The sequence below is a fragment of the Streptomyces sp. SPB074 genome (genome assembly GCF_000154905.1).
Taxonomy (GTDB): Bacteria; Actinomycetota; Actinomycetes; order Streptomycetales; family Streptomycetaceae; genus Streptomyces.
The window spans coordinates 6004696-6019731 of the sequence record NZ_GG770539.1; the positions used below are offsets into that span (position 1 = coordinate 6004696).

The window sequence follows — 15036 nt, forward strand, 5'->3', positions numbered from 1 at the left end:
CCGGCCTCGTGCCGTCTCAGGCGTCGTACACGTCCGCCTTGCGCGGGGCCGCGTCCTGGACGCCGCCGCTCAGGGCACCGGAGCGGGCGCCGAACTTCGAGGTGTCCACACCGTGCTCGTCGAGCACCCGCAGCGCCGCCTGGTGCACGACGCGCAGGACCGGCGTCGCCGTGCGCAGCGCGTCGTCCGCCATGAAGCGGTGCCGCCAGGGCTGCGAGGCCCAGGCGTGCCGCAGGCCGAAGGGCTCGGGCAGGGACAGCTTGCCGCCGAGGTGTTCGAGCACCGGCGGGTACCACGTGAGCGGGGCACGGGCCGCGAGCCGGACGACCTCGCTCGCGTCCACGAGGGGGAGCAGGTGGTCCTTCGTCTCCCAGAACCGCACCGCTTTCGGCTTGGTGATCTTCTTCGGCGAGGGCTTGCCCATGAAGAGGGAGTGGACGGGGCCGAGCGCGTGCCCGGTGACCTCGATCCGGAGCGTCTCGTGGAGCACGGTCACCGTGGTCATCATCGTGATGACGAGCTGACCGTCCCAGAGCGTGAACTGCGTGCCCAGGTAGTGCCGGTCCCCGGAGTCGAACTGCTGCTCGTTGCAGATCCGCTGGACCTCGTGGTCGCGGATCTGGAAGTCGTCCACGTGGGTGCCCTCGGGGCGCGAGACGGCGCCCGCGTGCTCGCCGATCGGGGTGACGATCCAGTGGCGCACGTCCGGCTCGGGGAAGCCGCCGGTGTGCAGCGGGCCGCGGGCGAGCAGCTTGAGCTGGTCGTGGATCGCGCGGACCACGTCGTAGCTGCGGAAGGGGTGGATCTCGCTGCCGGGCTCGCGCGGGACCAGCTCCTCGGCGAGCTGCCAGCTCCCCCAGCGGGTGCCCAGTCCGAGGATGCCCTTGGGACCCGCGTAGAAGACCGAGTTCGAGCGCTGCTCGGCGGAGAGCCGGGCGAGCGACTGGCGCAGCACCTCGGCGGCCTTCTGGTTCGGGTCGCGCGGCACGGCCTCGGGGATCTTCGCGCCGATGCCGCCGCCCGAGAGCAGCCCCTCCCAGCGCTCGCGCAGATCGCGCGCGGTGTTCTCGCAGGCCCGCTTGGCGAACCACCAGCCGACCGGCGGCGCCACGACGCAGGCGCGCAGGTACCAGGCCCAGAAGCCGCCGAAGGGGAGCTTGAGCAGGAAGAGGACGCCGAGCACGCCGAGCGCGAGGAGCAGCGGGGTCACGAGGAGCCCGGCGCGGCCGTTCGCCGAGTCGGCCACGCTGCGGCGCAGCGCGAAGACGCCCAGGTAGACGAGGAGGCCGGGCAGGAAGAGCACGCCGAACAGGACCATGATCACGGTGAGCCTGGTGTCCCTGGCCCGCCGGATGCTGTTCGCGGCGAGGCAGTGCTCGACGACGACCTGCGGCTCCATCCCGAAGGACTGGATGAGCGGACTGCGCCCGCCGCCGAGCAGCCGGGTCTGCACCGCGTGCGCGAACGCCTCGCCGAGATCGGGCCGCAGCAGCTTGATCCGCGGCGGCGAGACCGCGCACTGGTGCCACTCGGTGTTGGCGCCGAGTATCGCGTCCACGGGCCCGTCCCGGTACGCGGCGGAGGCGAGCGCGCCGGTCGGGGCCGTCTGGCCGGCACCGCCCGCGAGCGGTACCTGCGCCCCCGGACTGAAGTCGAAGCTGCTCATCCTGCCCCCATCACCGCGGCGCCGTGCCGGACCCTCTCGTCGGGCCTTCCCGACTCCCGCCGTCCGCACACCTGTTGATCAGTTCATCAGCGTATCCGGCCGTACGGGGGAAGTCACCGATTCCGCGCAGCGGAAGGCGGCGCCCGGGGGCGCACGGGGGCTCGGCCGGTCGCGCCGGTAGGACCGTCGGTTCTTCGTACGGTCGGGGGAGCCCGCCTGCCGGGGGCCGGGTCCGCGCCCACGGCACGGGCCGGGCGTGACTACGATGGGGCAGCCGGTGGCCGTGGGGGCCGCAGGGCACCCGAACCCTCTGGAAAGGCCATGCTGAACAAGTACGCGCGTGCGTTCTTCACGCGTGTCCTCACGCCGTTCGCCGCGTTCCTGCTCCGGCGGGGGGTGAGCCCGGACACCGTGACCCTCATCGGTACGGCGGGCGTCGTCGCGGGGGCCCTCGTGTTCTTCCCGCGCGGTGAGTTCTTCTGGGGCACCATCGTCATCACGCTGTTCGTCTTCTCGGACCTCGTGGACGGCAACATGGCCCGTCAGGCGAAGATCTCCAGCCGCTGGGGCGCGTTCCTCGACTCGACCCTCGACCGCGTCGCCGACGCCGCGATCTTCGGCGGCTTCGCGCTGTGGTACGCGGGCAAGGGCGACAACGACATGCTCGCCGCCGTCGCGATCTTCTGCCTCGCGAGCGGCCAGGTCGTCTCGTACACGAAGGCGCGCGGCGAGGCCATCGGCCTCCCCGTCGCCGTCAACGGGCTCGTGGAGCGCGCCGAACGCCTCGTGATCACCCTCGTCCTCGCCGGTCTCGCGGGCTTCCGCGTCACCTTCGGCGTTCCGCACATCGACGTCCTGCTGCCCATCGCGCTGTGGGTCGTCGCCGCCGGGTCGCTCGTCACCATCGTCCAGCGGGTCGTCACCGTGCGCCGCGAGGCGGCCGAGGCCGACGAAGCCGCCCGGCACCTCCAGGAGAGTGAGGCCACCTCGTGAGCCGACTGCCGGGCGGGCTCGCCCGCCGCCTGCCGGACAAGGACGACGTCGCCGACCGGCTCTACGGCCTGGGCTGGGCCACGGTACGCACCCTCCCCGAGCCCGCCGCCGTCGCGCTCGGCCGCTCGCTGGCCGACCAGACCTGGAAGAAGCGCGGCAAGGGCGTCCGCCAGCTGGAGGCGAACCTGCGCCGGGTCGTGCCCGGCGCGGGCCCCGAGGAGCTCGCCCGGCTCTCGCGCGCCGGGATGCGCTCGTACCTGCGCTACTGGATGGAGTCCTTCCGGCTCCCCGCCTGGAGCGAGCGGCGGATCAGGCTCGGCTTCGCGCCCGACGGCCTCGACCACCTCGACCGCCCCCTCGCCGAGGGACGCGGCGTGATACTGGCTCTGCCGCACCTCGCCAACTGGGACCTCGCCGGGGCCTGGGTCACCACCGAGCTCGGCATCCCCTTCACCACGGTCGCCGAGCGCCTCAAGCCCGAATCGCTCTACGACCGCTTCGTCGCCTACCGCGAGGGCCTCGGCATGGAGGTCCTGCCGCACACGGGCGGCGCGGCCTTCGGGACGCTCGCCCGGCGGCTGCGCTCGGGCGGCATGGTGTGCCTCGTCGCCGACCGCGACCTCTCCGCCTCCGGCGTCCCCGTCGACTTCCTCGGCGAGCCGACCCGGATGCCCGCCGGACCCGCGATGCTCGCGCAGCACACCGGCGCGGCGCTGCTGCCCGTGACCCTGTGGTACGACGACTCGCCGGTCATGCGCGGACGCGTGCACCCCGAGATCACGCCGCCCGGGGCCGGTTCGCGGGCCGAGAAGACGGCGCTCATGACGCAGGCCCTCGCCGACGTCTTCGCGAGCGGCGTCGCCGCGCACCCGCAGGACTGGCACATGCTCCAGAAGTTCTGGCTCGCGGACCTCGACCCGGCGAAGGACCCGGCGGGGGACCCGGCCCGCGCGGAGACGGCGGGCGCGCGGACGGCGGACGGCGACGGGGAAGGCCCCGCCGAGGTGGGCCCGTGAGGATCGGCATCGTCTGCCCGTACTCCTGGGACGTGCCCGGCGGCGTCCAGTTCCACATCAGGGACCTCGCCGAGCACCTCATCCGGCTCGGCCACGAGGTCTCCGTGCTCGCGCCCGCCGACGACGAGACCCCGCTGCCGCCCTACGTCGTCTCGGCCGGCCGCGCCGTGCCCGTCCCGTACAACGGCTCGGTCGCCCGGCTCAACTTCGGCATCCTCTCCGCCGCGCGGGTCCGCCGCTGGATCCAGAACGGCCGCTTCGACGTCATCCACATCCACGAGCCCTCCTCGCCCTCGCTCGGCCTGCTCGCCTGCTGGGCCGCGCGCGGCCCCATGGTCGCGACCTTCCACACCTCCAACCCGCGCTCGCGCGCCATGACGGCCGCGTACGGCATCCTCCAGGCCGCGCTGGAGAAGATCAGCGCGCGCATCGCCGTGAGCGAGTACGCGCGCCGCACCCTCGTGGAACACCTCGGCGGCGACGCGGTCGTCATCCCCAACGGCGTCGATGTCGCCTTCTTCGCCGACGCCGGGCCGAAGCCCGAGTGGCAGGGCGGCACGATCGGCTTCATAGGGCGCATCGACGAACCCCGCAAGGGACTCCCGGTCCTCATGCGCGCGCTGCCCCGCATCCTCGAAGCGCGCCCCGGCACCCGGCTGCTCGTCGCCGGGCGCGGGGACGCCGAGGAAGCGCTCGCACCGCTGCCCCGCGCGTACCGCGACCGCGTCGAGTTCCTCGGCATGGTGAGCGACGAGGACAAGGCGCACTTCCTCAGCAGCGTCGATCTGTACGTGGCGCCCAACACCGGCGGCGAGAGCTTCGGGATCATCCTGGTCGAGGCGATGTCGGCGGGCGCCCCCGTCCTCGCGAGCGACATCGACGCCTTCGCGCAGGTCCTCGACCAGGGCGCGGCGGGGGAACTCTTCGCGAACGAGGACGCCGACGCGCTCGCGGACGCCGCGATCCGCCTGCTGGGCGACCCGGAGCGGCGCGCGGAACTGCGCGCGGCGGCGACCGCGCACGTGCGCCGCTTCGACTGGTCCACGGTCGGCGCGGACATCCTCGCGGTCTACGAGACGGTCACGGACGGCGCGGCCTCGGTCGCCGCCGAGGAACAGCGCGGGCTGCGACGGCGGTTCGGGCTGGCACGGGAGTAGGGGAGCGGCGCGGTGGGGACGTGGGGAAGCGGCAACTTCGAGAGCGACACGGCGCTCGACCACCTCGGCCCGCAGGTGGCGGCGATCGTGGACCGGATCGCCGCCGCGATGGACGGGGACCCGGCCGAGCTGGAGCCGGACGAGTACGCGGGTGTCACGGTGCCCTGCGACGTCGAGCTGCTCACCGTCCTCGCCCGCGCGGGCCTGTTCACCGGGCGCGCGCTCGACCCGGCGACCGTCGCCGCCCGGAAGCACCGCTACCTGGAGGTGTGGGAGGCGACGATCGACGGCCTGGAACCCACTCCCGCCCACAAGGCGGAGCGCCGGGCGGTGCTGCGCCGCACCTTCGACGCGCTCGCCGAGGAACTGCCGCGCCCCTGAGGCCGGTCCGGGCGCGGCGCGGAAGCCGGTCCAGTCCTGGCGGGGAGGCCGGTCCCGTCCTGGCGGGGAAGCCGGTCCGGGCGCGGCGGGCGCCCCTTAGGCTGGTGCGGTGATCACAAGTTTCGTGTGGGCCGGCATCGCGCTGCTGCTCATCGCCGTCTACCTGAGCTGGACCGCCGGGCGGCTCGACCGGCTCCACGCGCGCATCGACGCGACGCGGGCCGGGCTCGACGCGCAGTTGCTGCGGCGCGTCTCGGTGGCCCAGGAACTCGCCACCTCCGGGCTGCTCGACCCCGCCGCCTCCCTCGTGCTCTACGAGGCCGCCTTCGCGGCCCGCCAGGCCGAGGAGGACCACCGCGAGGTCGCCGAGAGCGAGTTGAGCCAGGCGCTGCGCGCGGTGCTCGGGGACGCCGAGGACGTGGCCGCCGTGCGCGAGGCGCCCGGCGGAGAGGCCGCGCTGGACGAACTCGCCGAGGCGGTACGGCGGGTGCCGATGGCACGCCGCTTCCACAACGACGCCGTACGGGCCGCGCGCTCGCTGCGGCGGCACCGCACCGTGCGGTGGTTCCGGCTCGCCGGGCACGCGCCGTTCCCGATGGCCTTCGAGATGGACGACGAACCGCCGGGACCGGTGGCCGAGCGGGCGGCGGCGTAGCGGCCGACGGCGCGCCGGGACGGGCGCGGGGCCACGGGCGCGCGCCACGACGGCGGGGGCCACGGGCCCGGGATTGGCCCTTGCCCGCCGGGGCCCGCCGGGAGTTTGCTGTGCGGTGTCTCCCACCAGCGGTTCATCCTGCGAGGTTCGTCGTGCCCGAAACTTCTGAGACCAGCCCTGCGACCGGTACCGCGCGCGTCAAGCGCGGAATGGCCGAGCAGCTCAAGGGCGGCGTCATCATGGACGTCGTCACGCCCGAGCAGGCGAGGATCGCCGAGGACGCGGGCGCCGTCGCCGTCATGGCCCTGGAGCGGGTGCCCGCCGACATCCGCAAGGACGGCGGCGTGGCCCGGATGTCCGACCCGGACATGATCGACGGCATCATCGAGGCCGTCTCGATCCCCGTCATGGCCAAGTCCCGCATCGGCCACTTCGTGGAGGCGCAGGTCCTCCAGGCCCTCGGCGTGGACTACATCGACGAGTCCGAGGTGCTCACCCCGGCCGACGAGGTCAACCACAGCGACAAGTTCGCGTTCACGACCCCGTTCGTGTGCGGGGCCACCAACCTCGGCGAGGCCCTGCGCCGCATCGCCGAGGGCGCCGCGATGATCCGCTCCAAGGGCGAGGCCGGCACCGGCAACGTCGTGGAGGCCGTGCGCCACCTGCGGCAGATCAAGGGCGAGATCGCGAAGCTGCGCGGTTGCGACCACAACGAGCTGTACGCGGCGGCGAAGGAACTGCGCGCCCCCTACGAACTCGTCAAGGAGGTCGCGGAACTCGGCAAGCTGCCCGTCGTCCTCTTCTCCGCCGGTGGCGTCGCGACCCCCGCCGACGCCGCGCTCATGCGCCAGCTCGGCGCCGAGGGCGTCTTCGTCGGCTCCGGCATCTTCAAGTCCGGCGACCCCGCCAAGCGGGCCGCCGCGATCGTCCGCGCCACGACGTTCTACGACGACCCCAAGGTCGTCGCGGACGCCTCGCGCAACCTCGGCGAGGCCATGGTCGGCATCAACTGCGACACCCTCCCCGAGAACGAGCGGTACGCCAACCGTGGCTGGTGAACCGCGCGACGCCGGGGCCCCGGCCGGTCAGGCACCGGCCGGCGCCCCGCTGATCGGGGTGCTCTGCGCTCCAGGGCGACGTGCGCGAGCACACGGCCGCGCTCACCGCTGCGGGCGCGCGCCCCGTGCCCGTGCGCACCCCGCAGGAGCTGGCCGCCGTCGACGGACTCGTCCTGCCCGGCGGGGAGTCCACCACGATCTCCAAGCTCGCGCGCCTCTTCGGCCTCCTGGAGCCGCTGCGCGCGGCCGTCGCCGCCGGGCTCCCCGTCTACGGGACCTGCGCCGGGATGATCCTGCTCGCCGACAAGATCCTCGACCCGCGCGCGGGCCAGGAGACGATCGGCGGCATCGACATGATCGTGCGCCGCAACGCCTTCGGCAGGCAGAACGAGTCCTTCGAGGCGCCCGTGCCCGTCACGGGCGTCGCGGGCCCGCCCGTGGACGGCGTCTTCATCCGCGCGCCGTGGGCCGAGTCCGCGGGCGCGGGGGTCGAGGTGCTCGCCGCGTACGAGGGACGGCCCGTCGCGGTGCGCCAGGGCGCGGCGCTCGCCACCGCCTTCCACCCCGAGCTGACCGGCGACCACCGGGTGCACGCCCTCTTCACCGCGATGGTGCGGGCGAGGAGCGGCGGCGGGTCCCGGTAGGATCTCTGGGGTTCGTAGGTGAATGGGTAACGCGAAGGAGACAGGCAGATGTCCGGCCACTCTAAATGGGCGACGACGAAGCACAAGAAGGCCGTGATCGACGCCAAGCGCGGCAAGCTCTTCGCGAAGCTCATCAAGAACATCGAGGTCGCGGCGCGCATGGGCGGCGCGGACCTGGAGGGCAACCCGACGCTCTTCGACGCCGTGCAGAAGGCGAAGAAGCAGTCGGTGCCCAACAAGAACATCGACTCCGCCATGAAGCGCGGCGCCGGTCTCGAAGCCGGTGGCGCCGACTACGAGACGATCATGTACGAGGGCTACGGCCCCAACGGTGTCGCGGTGCTCATCGAGTGCCTCACCGACAACCGCAACCGCGCCGCCTCCGACGTCCGCGTCGCGATGACCCGCAACGGCGGCTCGATGGCCGACCCGGGCTCCGTCTCCTACCTCTTCAACCGCAAGGGCGTCGTCGTCGTCCCCAAGGGTGAACTGGGCGAGGACGACGTGCTCGGCGCGGTGCTCGACGCGGGCGCCGAGGAGGTCAACGACCTCGGCGAGAGCTTCGAGGTGCTGAGCGAGGCCACCGACCTGGTCGCGGTGCGCACCGCGCTCCAGGAGGCCGGCATCGACTACGACTCCGCCGACGCCAACTTCGTCCCGACCATGCAGGTCGAGCTGGACGAGGAGGGCGCGCGCAAGATCTTCAAGCTCATCGACGCGCTGGAGGACAGCGACGACGTGCAGAACGTCTTCGCCAACTTCGACGTCTCCGACGAGGTCATGGAGAAGGTCGACGCCTGAGCGGCGCACGCACGGCGCACGGCGCGGGCCGGGGGCGACACGCCCCGGGCCCGCGCCGTGCCGTTGCGGGCCGCTAGTGTCGGTGGCGGCCAGTAACGTGCACCGCACGTCACAGGACCCGTACGGTCCGGACAGCGAGGGGGTGGTGCGGTGCGCGTGCTCGGAGTGGACCCGGGACTGACCCGCTGCGGGGTCGGCGTGGTCGAGGGGGTGCCGGGACGGCCCCTGACGATGGTCGGCGTCGGTGTCGTCCGCACCCCGGCCGACGCGGAGTTGTCGCGGCGGCTGCTCGCCGTCGAGGCCGGGATCGAGGAGTGGCTCGACACGCACCGGCCCGAGTACGTCGCGATCGAGCGCGTCTTCAGCCAGCACAACGTACGCACCGTGATGGGCACCGCCCAGGCCAGCGCCGTCGCGATGCTGTGCGCCGCGCGGCGCGGACTGCCCGTCGCCCTGCACACGCCCAGCGAGGTCAAGGCGGCCGTCACCGGCAGCGGGCGCGCCGACAAGGCCCAGGTCGGCGCGATGGTGACCCGCCTCCTGCGGCTCGCCGCGCCGCCCAAGCCCGCCGACGCCGCCGACGCCCTCGCCCTCGCCATCTGCCACATCTGGCGGGCCCCCGCCACCAACAGGCTCCAGGAGGCGCACGCGCGGGCCCGCTCCGCGGCCCGGCCCGTGCCCCCCGTACGAAAGGTCGTGCGATGAACACCCCCCGTCCCAGCGGTGCGCGGCTCGCCGCGCGGTACGAGGCCGCCCGGTGATCGCCTTCGTCAGCGGGCCCGTCGCCGCCCTCGGCCCCACGAGTGCCGTCGTCGAGGTCGGCGGGATCGGGATGGCCGTGCAGTGCACCCCGCACACGCTCTCCACGCTGCGGATCGGCGAGCAGGCCCGGATCGCCACCTCGCTCGTCGTGCGCGAGGACTCCCTCACGCTCTACGGCTTCGCCGACGACGACGAGCGGCAGACCTTCGAACTCCTCCAGACCGCCAGCGGCGTCGGCCCCCGGCTCGCCCAGGCGATGCTCGCCACCCTCTCGCCCGACGCGCTGCGCCTCGCCGTCTCCACCGCCGACGAGAAGGCCCTCACCGCCGTGCCCGGCATCGGCAAGAAGGGCGCGCAGAAACTCATCCTCGAACTCAAGGACCGCCTCGGGCAGCCCCTGGGCACCGGCACCCTCGGCGCCCAGCGCCGCGCCGCCGCCGGCCCCGCCCCCTGGACCGAGCAACTGCACAACGCCCTCGTCGGCCTCGGCTACCAGCCGCGCGAGGCCGAGGAGGCCGTCGAGGCGGTCACCCCGCAGGCCGAGGCGCAGGAAGGCGTCCCGGAGATCGGCCCGCTGCTGCGCGCGGCCCTCCAGACCCTCAACCGCACCAAGTGACCTCCCGCACCCGCGTACCGACGAGAGAAACAGAGGCCATCGTGAACTGGGACGACGAGACACCGGACAGCGCCCCCGGCGCCGACCCCCGGCTCGTCGACGCCGGGGCCGACACCGAGGACACCGCCGTCGAGGCGGCCCTGCGGCCCAAGGACCTGGACGAGTTCATCGGCCAGGAGAAGGTGCGCGAACAGCTCGACCTCGTCCTCAAGGCGGCCCGCGCGCGCGGCGCCACCGCCGACCACGTGCTGCTCAGCGGCGCCCCCGGGCTCGGCAAGACGACCCTCTCCATGATCATCGCCGCCGAGATGGCCGCCCCCATCCGCATCACCTCCGGCCCCGCGATCCAGCACGCGGGCGACCTCGCCGCGATCCTCTCCTCGCTCCAGGAGGGCGAGGTCCTCTTCCTGGACGAGATCCACCGCATGTCCCGGCCCGCCGAGGAGATGCTGTACATGGCGATGGAGGACTTCCGCGTCGACGTCATCGTCGGCAAGGGCCCCGGCGCCACCGCCATCCCGCTCGAACTCCCGCCCTTCACCCTCGTCGGCGCCACGACCAGGGCCGGGCTCCTGCCCCCGCCGCTGCGCGACCGCTTCGGCTTCACCGCGCACATGGAGTTCTACGCGCCCGCCGAGCTGGAACGGGTGATCCACCGCTCGGCGCAACTCCTCGACGTCGCGATCGACCCGGCGGGCGCCGCCGAGATCGCCGGGCGTTCGCGCGGCACGCCCCGTATCGCCAACCGGCTGCTGCGCCGCGTACGCGACTACGCGCAGGTCAAGGCGGACGGGCACATCACCGAGGACATCGCCTCGGCCGCCCTCGGCGTCTACGAGGTGGACGCGCGCGGGCTCGACCGCCTCGACCGCGCCGTGCTCGAAGCGCTGCTCAAGCTCTTCGGCGGCGGCCCTGTGGGGCTTTCCACTCTCTCTGTCGCCGTGGGTGAGGAACGTGAGACGGTGGAGGAGGTGGCGGAGCCCTTCCTGGTGCGCGAGGGCCTGCTCGCCCGCACCCCCCGCGGCCGGGTCGCCACCCCCGCGGCGTGGGCCCACCTCGGGCTCGCCCCGCCCCAGGGCGCACCAGGACAAGCCGGGCTCTTCCCGGCGTGAGCCGCGCGCGTCGCGGCTCCGGTCCGCGCGAGATGCGGGCCCGAGCCGCACGGGTGTGGCCACACGAGGAACTGCGGTGCGATGCTGAACGTTGTTCCCTCGACGGAGACTCGCCTAGACTCCGCCGGTGCCGTCCCTTGTGGCCGGCGTGCCCCCCGATCCCGACAGGCCGCAGCATCGCGCGGTCGTGCTAAGGAATCCCCACCGTGTCTCTCGTCTCCCTCCTCCCCTTCGTCCTGATCATCGGGGCGATGTTCCTGATGACCCGCTCCGCCAAGAAGAAGCAGCAGGCCGCTGTCAACATGCGCAGCGAGATGCAGCCCGGCTCCGGCGTGCGCACGATCGGCGGCATGTACGCGCTGGTCAAGGAGGTCGGTGAGGACACCGTGCTCCTGGAGGTCGCGCCCGGCGTCCACGCCCGTTACGCCAAGAACGCCATCGGCTCGGTCGTCGGCGACGAGGAGTGGGAGCGGATCGTCAACGACGGCGAGGACCTCGACGCCGTCATCCCCGACGACGCCTCCTCCCTCACCGGGACCGAGACGGCCGAGGACGAGGACGCGCGCATCGACCTGTCCAAGGACAGCGCCCCGGCCGAGACCGGCACCGAGAAGGCCGAGGACACCGCGGCCAAGAAGGCCGACAGCGAGGCCGAGGGCAAGTAGGCACGGACCGAGGCCCGCGCCGGCGAACGGTCTGCCGGGCCCCGGGGTATGCCGTGCCGCACCTGCCTGCGCGGACGGTGGCACACGGACGCCCCCGACCATGAAAGCCTTGCCCGGTCGGGCGCGGACGGACGCCGATTCCCCACATCACTTCAGGGTCGCCTCAGCCGGTCGTTCACACCGTGCGGGGCGGTTGGACAGGGAGAAACGAGAAGGTGGCAGCACCTAACAAGAGCAGAGGGCGCAGCAGCAGCCAGTCCAAGCCTGGCCGCGCACTCGCTCTGATCCTGGTCGCCCTCGTGGCGCTCACGGGCGGGATGTTCCTCTCCGGGCACACGACGCCCCGCCTCGGCATCGACCTCGCGGGCGGTACGAGCATCACGCTCAAGGCCCAGAACGAGCCGGGGCAGAAGAACGCGGTCAACAAGACCAACATGGACACGGCGGTCGACATCATCAACCGCCGTGTCAACGGGCTCGGAGTCTCCGAGGCCGAGGTCCAGACCCAGGGCAACGACCACATCGTGGTCAACATCCCGCGCGGTACCAACGAGAAGCAGGCGAGGGAGCAGGTCGGCACGACCGCCCAGCTCTACTTCCGCCCGGTCCTCCAGGTGACCGCGGGCACTCCCGCCGCCGACCCCTCGGGCAGCCCGAGCCCGTCCGCGACGTCAAGCCCCTCCGGGAAGAACAGCCCCTCGCCGAAGTCCAGCGCGGGCTCGGGCGGCTCCGGTGCCTCGCCCAACGCGGGTTCGAGCGCGTCGGCCGGCGCGGGCGACTCCTCGCCGCAGGGCCGCGCCGTCCCGCAGGCCCTCAAGGCCGACGCCACGCCGTCCGCGGGCGCCAAGGACGACGGCGCCGCCAAGGGCCCGGACGCCAAGGCGAGCCCGTCCCCCGACGCCCCCACCGCGCCCGACGACAAGACGACGGCGCTCTTCGCCTCCCTGGACTGCTCCAACAAGGCCCAGCGCGTGAAGGCCACCACGGGCGTCAAGCCCGGCGCCTCGATGGTCGCCTGCGGCAACGAGGGCGGCCAGTGGGCCAAGTACCTCCTCGGTCCCGCCGAGGTCGAGGGCAAGAACGTGTCCAAGGCCGACGCGGTGCTCGACACGCAGCGCAACCAGTGGATCGTGCAGATGAAGTTCAACGGGGAGGGCAAGAAGAAGTTCTCCTCGATCACGGGCAAGCTCGCGCAGCAGCAGTCCCCGATGAACCAGTTCGCCATCGTCCTCGACGGCGACGTCGTCTCCGCGCCCAGCGTCAGCGAGCGCCTCGGCGGCAGCGCCGAGATCTCCGGCAGTTTCAGCCAGGAATCGGCGAAGGACCTCGCCAACGTCCTCTCCTACGGGGCCCTGCCGCTCACCTTCCACGAGGAGACCGTCACCACGGTGACCGCCGCCCTCGGCGGGGAGCAGCTGCACGCCGGGCTCATCGCCGGTGCCGTCGGCCTCGCGCTCGTGGTGCTCTACCTGGTGGTCTACTACCGGGGCCTCGCGCTCATCGCGATCGCCTCGCTCGTGGTCTCCGGCATCCTCACGTACACGATCATGACGCTCCTCGGCCCGGGCATCGGCTTCGCGCTCAACCTCCCGGCCGTCTGCGGCGCGATCGTCGCGATCGGTATCACGGCGGACTCGTTCATCGTGTTCTTCGAACGCGTCAGGGACGAGGTGCGCGAGGGCCGCACGCTGCGGCCCGCCGTCGAACGGGGCTGGCCGCGCGCCCGCCGCACGATCCTCGTCTCCGACTTCGTCTCCTTCCTCGCCGCCGCGGTGCTCTTCGTCGTCACGGTCGGCAAGGTGCAGGGCTTCGCCTTCACGCTGGGGCTCACCACGCTCCTGGACGTCGTGACGGTCTTCCTCTTCACCAAGCCGCTCCTGACGCTCCTGGCCCGCAGGAAGTTCTTCAGCCAGGGCCATCCCTGGTCCGGGTTCGACCCCAAGCGGCTCGGCGCCAAGCCGCCGCTGCGCCGTACGCGCACCCCTCGCGTCCACGCCGATCACCCCAAGGAGGCGTGACATGTCGCGACTCGGTACTCTCGGCGCCCGGCTCGTCCGCGGTGAAATCGGGTACGACTTCATCGGCAAGCGCAAGATCTGGTACGGCGTCTCCATCCTGATCACCATCACGGCGATCGTCGGGCTCGCGGTGCGCGGCCTGCACATGGGGATCGAGTTCGAGGGCGGCGCCGTCTTCACGACGCCGAAGACCAGCGTCTCGGCCGCCGCGGCAGAACAGTCCGCGGAGGACGCCTCGGGCCACGACGCGATCGTCCAGGAACTGGGCAACGGCGGGATGCGCGTCCAGATCAGCGGCATCGACACCGGCAAGTCCGACGAGATCAGGGACAAGCTCGCCCAGGACCTCGACGTCAAGGCCGACGACATCAACGCCGACCTCGTCGGGCCCTCCTGGGGCGAGCAGATCGCCAACAAGGCGTGGACGGGCCTCGGCATCTTCATGGTGCTCGTGGTCGTCTACCTGGCGATCGCCTTCGAGTGGCGCATGGCGGTCGCGGCCCTCGTCGCGCTGATCCACGACATCACCATCACCGTCGGCGTCTACGCCCTCGTCGGCTTCGAGGTCACCCCGGGCACCGTGATCGGCCTGCTCACGATCCTCGGGTACTCGCTCTACGACACGGTGGTCGTCTTCGACAGCCTCAAGGAACAGTCGAAGGGCATCACGAAACAGACCCGGAGCACCTACGCGGAGATCGCCAACCAGAGCATCAACGGCACCCTGGTGCGCTCGATCAACACCACGGTCGTCGCGCTCCTGCCCGTCGCGGGGCTGCTCTTCATCGGTGGCGGTTTCCTCGGCGCCGGGATGCTCAACGACATCTCGCTGTCGCTGTTCGTGGGTCTCGCGGCCGGCGCGTACTCCTCGATCTTCATCGCGACGCCGCTCGTCTCGGACCTCAAGAGCCGTGAGCCGCAGATGAAGGCCCTCACCAAGCGGGTGCTGGCCAAGCGGGCCGAGGCCGCGCGCGGCGAGAGCGCGGGCGAGGGCCCGCGGGCCGGGGAGGGACCGGCCGGGGCCACCGCCGCGGCGGGTCCCGTCGTCGCCCCCTCCCGGGGCCGTGACGGCCGGGGCGGACGGACGACCGGTAAGCGCCGATGACCGGGATCAGCGAGCTGCTGCTCAGCCGTATCAGGGACGTCCCGGACTACCCGGAGCCGGGAGTGGTGTTCAAGGACATCACCCCGCTCCTGGCCGATCCGGCCGCCTTCACGGCCCTCACCGAGACCCTCGCCGGGCTCTGTGTGAAGCACGGGGCGACGAAGGTCGTGGGGCTGGAGGCCCGGGGCTTCATCCTCGGCGCCCCCGCCGCCGTCCGCGCCGGACTCGGCTTCGTCCCGGTCCGCAAGGCCGGCAAGCTCCCGGGGGCCACGCTCTCGCAGCACTACGAGCTGGAGTACGGCAGTGCCGAGATCGAGGTGCACGCCGAGGACCTCGGCCCCGGGGACCGCGTCATGATCATCGATGACGTGCTCGCCACCGGGGGCA

General features: G+C 72.6%; 15 protein-coding genes and 1 pseudogene. 15 read left to right on the top strand and 1 reads right to left on the bottom strand.

All coding sequences use genetic code 11. The features are described 5' to 3' along the window. Window positions 1-16 precede the first annotated feature (16 nt). Entirely contained in the window at window positions 17-1666 is a 1650-nt protein-coding gene (locus SSBG_RS25465) for a hypothetical protein (protein ID WP_008748930.1), read from the bottom strand. A gap of 321 nt (window positions 1667-1987) precedes the next feature. Between SSBG_RS25465 and pgsA the strand changes: the two genes are divergently transcribed. From pgsA to SSBG_RS25540, 15 genes and pseudogenes are all read left to right on the top strand, one after another. After that, window positions 1988-2659 carry a phosphatidylinositol phosphate synthase gene (pgsA, locus tag SSBG_RS25470; protein WP_037870618.1) on the top strand — a complete coding sequence of 224 codons (672 nt, stop codon included), beginning with the start codon at window positions 1988-1990 and terminating at the stop codon, window positions 2657-2659. After that, the gene (locus SSBG_RS25475; RefSeq protein ID WP_050776825.1) at window positions 2656-3675 is read left to right on the top strand and encodes a phosphatidylinositol mannoside acyltransferase; all 1020 of its coding nucleotides are present in this window, start codon (window positions 2656-2658) and stop codon (window positions 3673-3675) included. Before pgsA ends, SSBG_RS25475 begins: the two co-directional genes overlap by 4 nt. Next, on the top strand, window positions 3672-4832 hold the full coding sequence (locus SSBG_RS25480; RefSeq protein WP_008748933.1) for a glycosyltransferase family 4 protein: 1161 nt from the start codon (window positions 3672-3674) through the stop codon (window positions 4830-4832). Before SSBG_RS25475 ends, SSBG_RS25480 begins: the two co-directional genes overlap by 4 nt. A gap of 12 nt (window positions 4833-4844) precedes the next feature. Continuing rightward, on the top strand, window positions 4845-5213 hold the full coding sequence (locus SSBG_RS25485) for a hypothetical protein (RefSeq protein ID WP_008748934.1): 369 nt from the start codon (window positions 4845-4847) through the stop codon (window positions 5211-5213). A 109-nt stretch (window positions 5214-5322) separates the two neighbouring features. Continuing rightward, window positions 5323-5868 carry a hypothetical protein gene (locus tag SSBG_RS25490; protein ID WP_008748935.1) on the top strand — a complete coding sequence of 182 codons (546 nt, stop codon included), beginning with the start codon at window positions 5323-5325 and terminating at the stop codon, window positions 5866-5868. A 152-nt stretch (window positions 5869-6020) separates the two neighbouring features. Continuing rightward, window positions 6021-6926 (top strand): pyridoxal 5'-phosphate synthase lyase subunit PdxS, encoded by a 906-nt coding sequence (gene pdxS / locus SSBG_RS25495; RefSeq protein WP_008748936.1) that lies wholly within the window; start codon window positions 6021-6023, stop codon window positions 6924-6926. 49 nt (window positions 6927-6975) lie between these two features. Continuing rightward, window positions 6976-7570, top strand: a pseudogene (pdxT, locus tag SSBG_RS25500) (pyridoxal 5'-phosphate synthase glutaminase subunit PdxT). Between the two features lie 48 nt (window positions 7571-7618). Next, window positions 7619-8371 carry a YebC/PmpR family DNA-binding transcriptional regulator gene (locus tag SSBG_RS25505; protein WP_008748938.1) on the top strand — a complete coding sequence of 251 codons (753 nt, stop codon included), beginning with the start codon at window positions 7619-7621 and terminating at the stop codon, window positions 8369-8371. Between the two features lie 150 nt (window positions 8372-8521). Continuing rightward, the gene (ruvC, locus tag SSBG_RS25510; protein ID WP_037870619.1) at window positions 8522-9076 is read left to right on the top strand and encodes a crossover junction endodeoxyribonuclease RuvC; all 555 of its coding nucleotides are present in this window, start codon (window positions 8522-8524) and stop codon (window positions 9074-9076) included. A gap of 52 nt (window positions 9077-9128) precedes the next feature. Next, on the top strand, window positions 9129-9749 hold the full coding sequence (gene ruvA, locus SSBG_RS25515) for a Holliday junction branch migration protein RuvA (protein ID WP_008748940.1): 621 nt from the start codon (window positions 9129-9131) through the stop codon (window positions 9747-9749). A 41-nt stretch (window positions 9750-9790) separates the two neighbouring features. After that, window positions 9791-10861: a Holliday junction branch migration DNA helicase RuvB gene (gene ruvB, locus SSBG_RS25520; RefSeq protein ID WP_008748941.1), complete on the top strand. Its 1071-nt coding sequence runs from the start codon at window positions 9791-9793 to the stop codon at window positions 10859-10861. Between the two features lie 206 nt (window positions 10862-11067). Continuing rightward, window positions 11068-11526, top strand: a complete 459-nt coding sequence (gene yajC, locus SSBG_RS25525) for a preprotein translocase subunit YajC (protein WP_008748942.1) — start codon at window positions 11068-11070, stop codon at window positions 11524-11526. Window positions 11527-11741: 215 nt separating this feature from the next. Further along, window positions 11742-13544, top strand: coding sequence for a protein translocase subunit SecD (gene secD / locus SSBG_RS25530; RefSeq protein WP_008748943.1), 1803 nt, complete (start codon window positions 11742-11744; stop codon window positions 13542-13544). Window position 13545: 1 nt separating this feature from the next. Next, entirely contained in the window at window positions 13546-14649 is a 1104-nt protein-coding gene (gene secF, locus SSBG_RS25535; RefSeq protein WP_008748944.1) for a protein translocase subunit SecF, read from the top strand. After that, on the top strand, window positions 14646-15036 hold a 391-nt coding region (locus SSBG_RS25540), incomplete at its 3' end, for an adenine phosphoribosyltransferase (RefSeq protein ID WP_008748945.1). The genes secF and SSBG_RS25540, both read left to right, overlap by 4 nt.

Coding starts and splice junctions, on each gene's coding strand:
- pgsA (WP_037870618.1), top strand. CDS start 1,988: ATGCTGAACAAGTACGCGCGTGCGTTCTTCACGCGTGTCCTCACGCCG.
- SSBG_RS25505 (WP_008748938.1), top strand. CDS start 7,619: ATGTCCGGCCACTCTAAATGGGCGACGACGAAGCACAAGAAGGCCGTG.
- secF (WP_008748944.1), top strand. CDS start 13,546: ATGTCGCGACTCGGTACTCTCGGCGCCCGGCTCGTCCGCGGTGAAATC.
- SSBG_RS25465 (WP_008748930.1), bottom strand. CDS start 1,666: ATGAGCAGCTTCGACTTCAGTCCGGGGGCGCAGGTACCGCTCGCGGGC.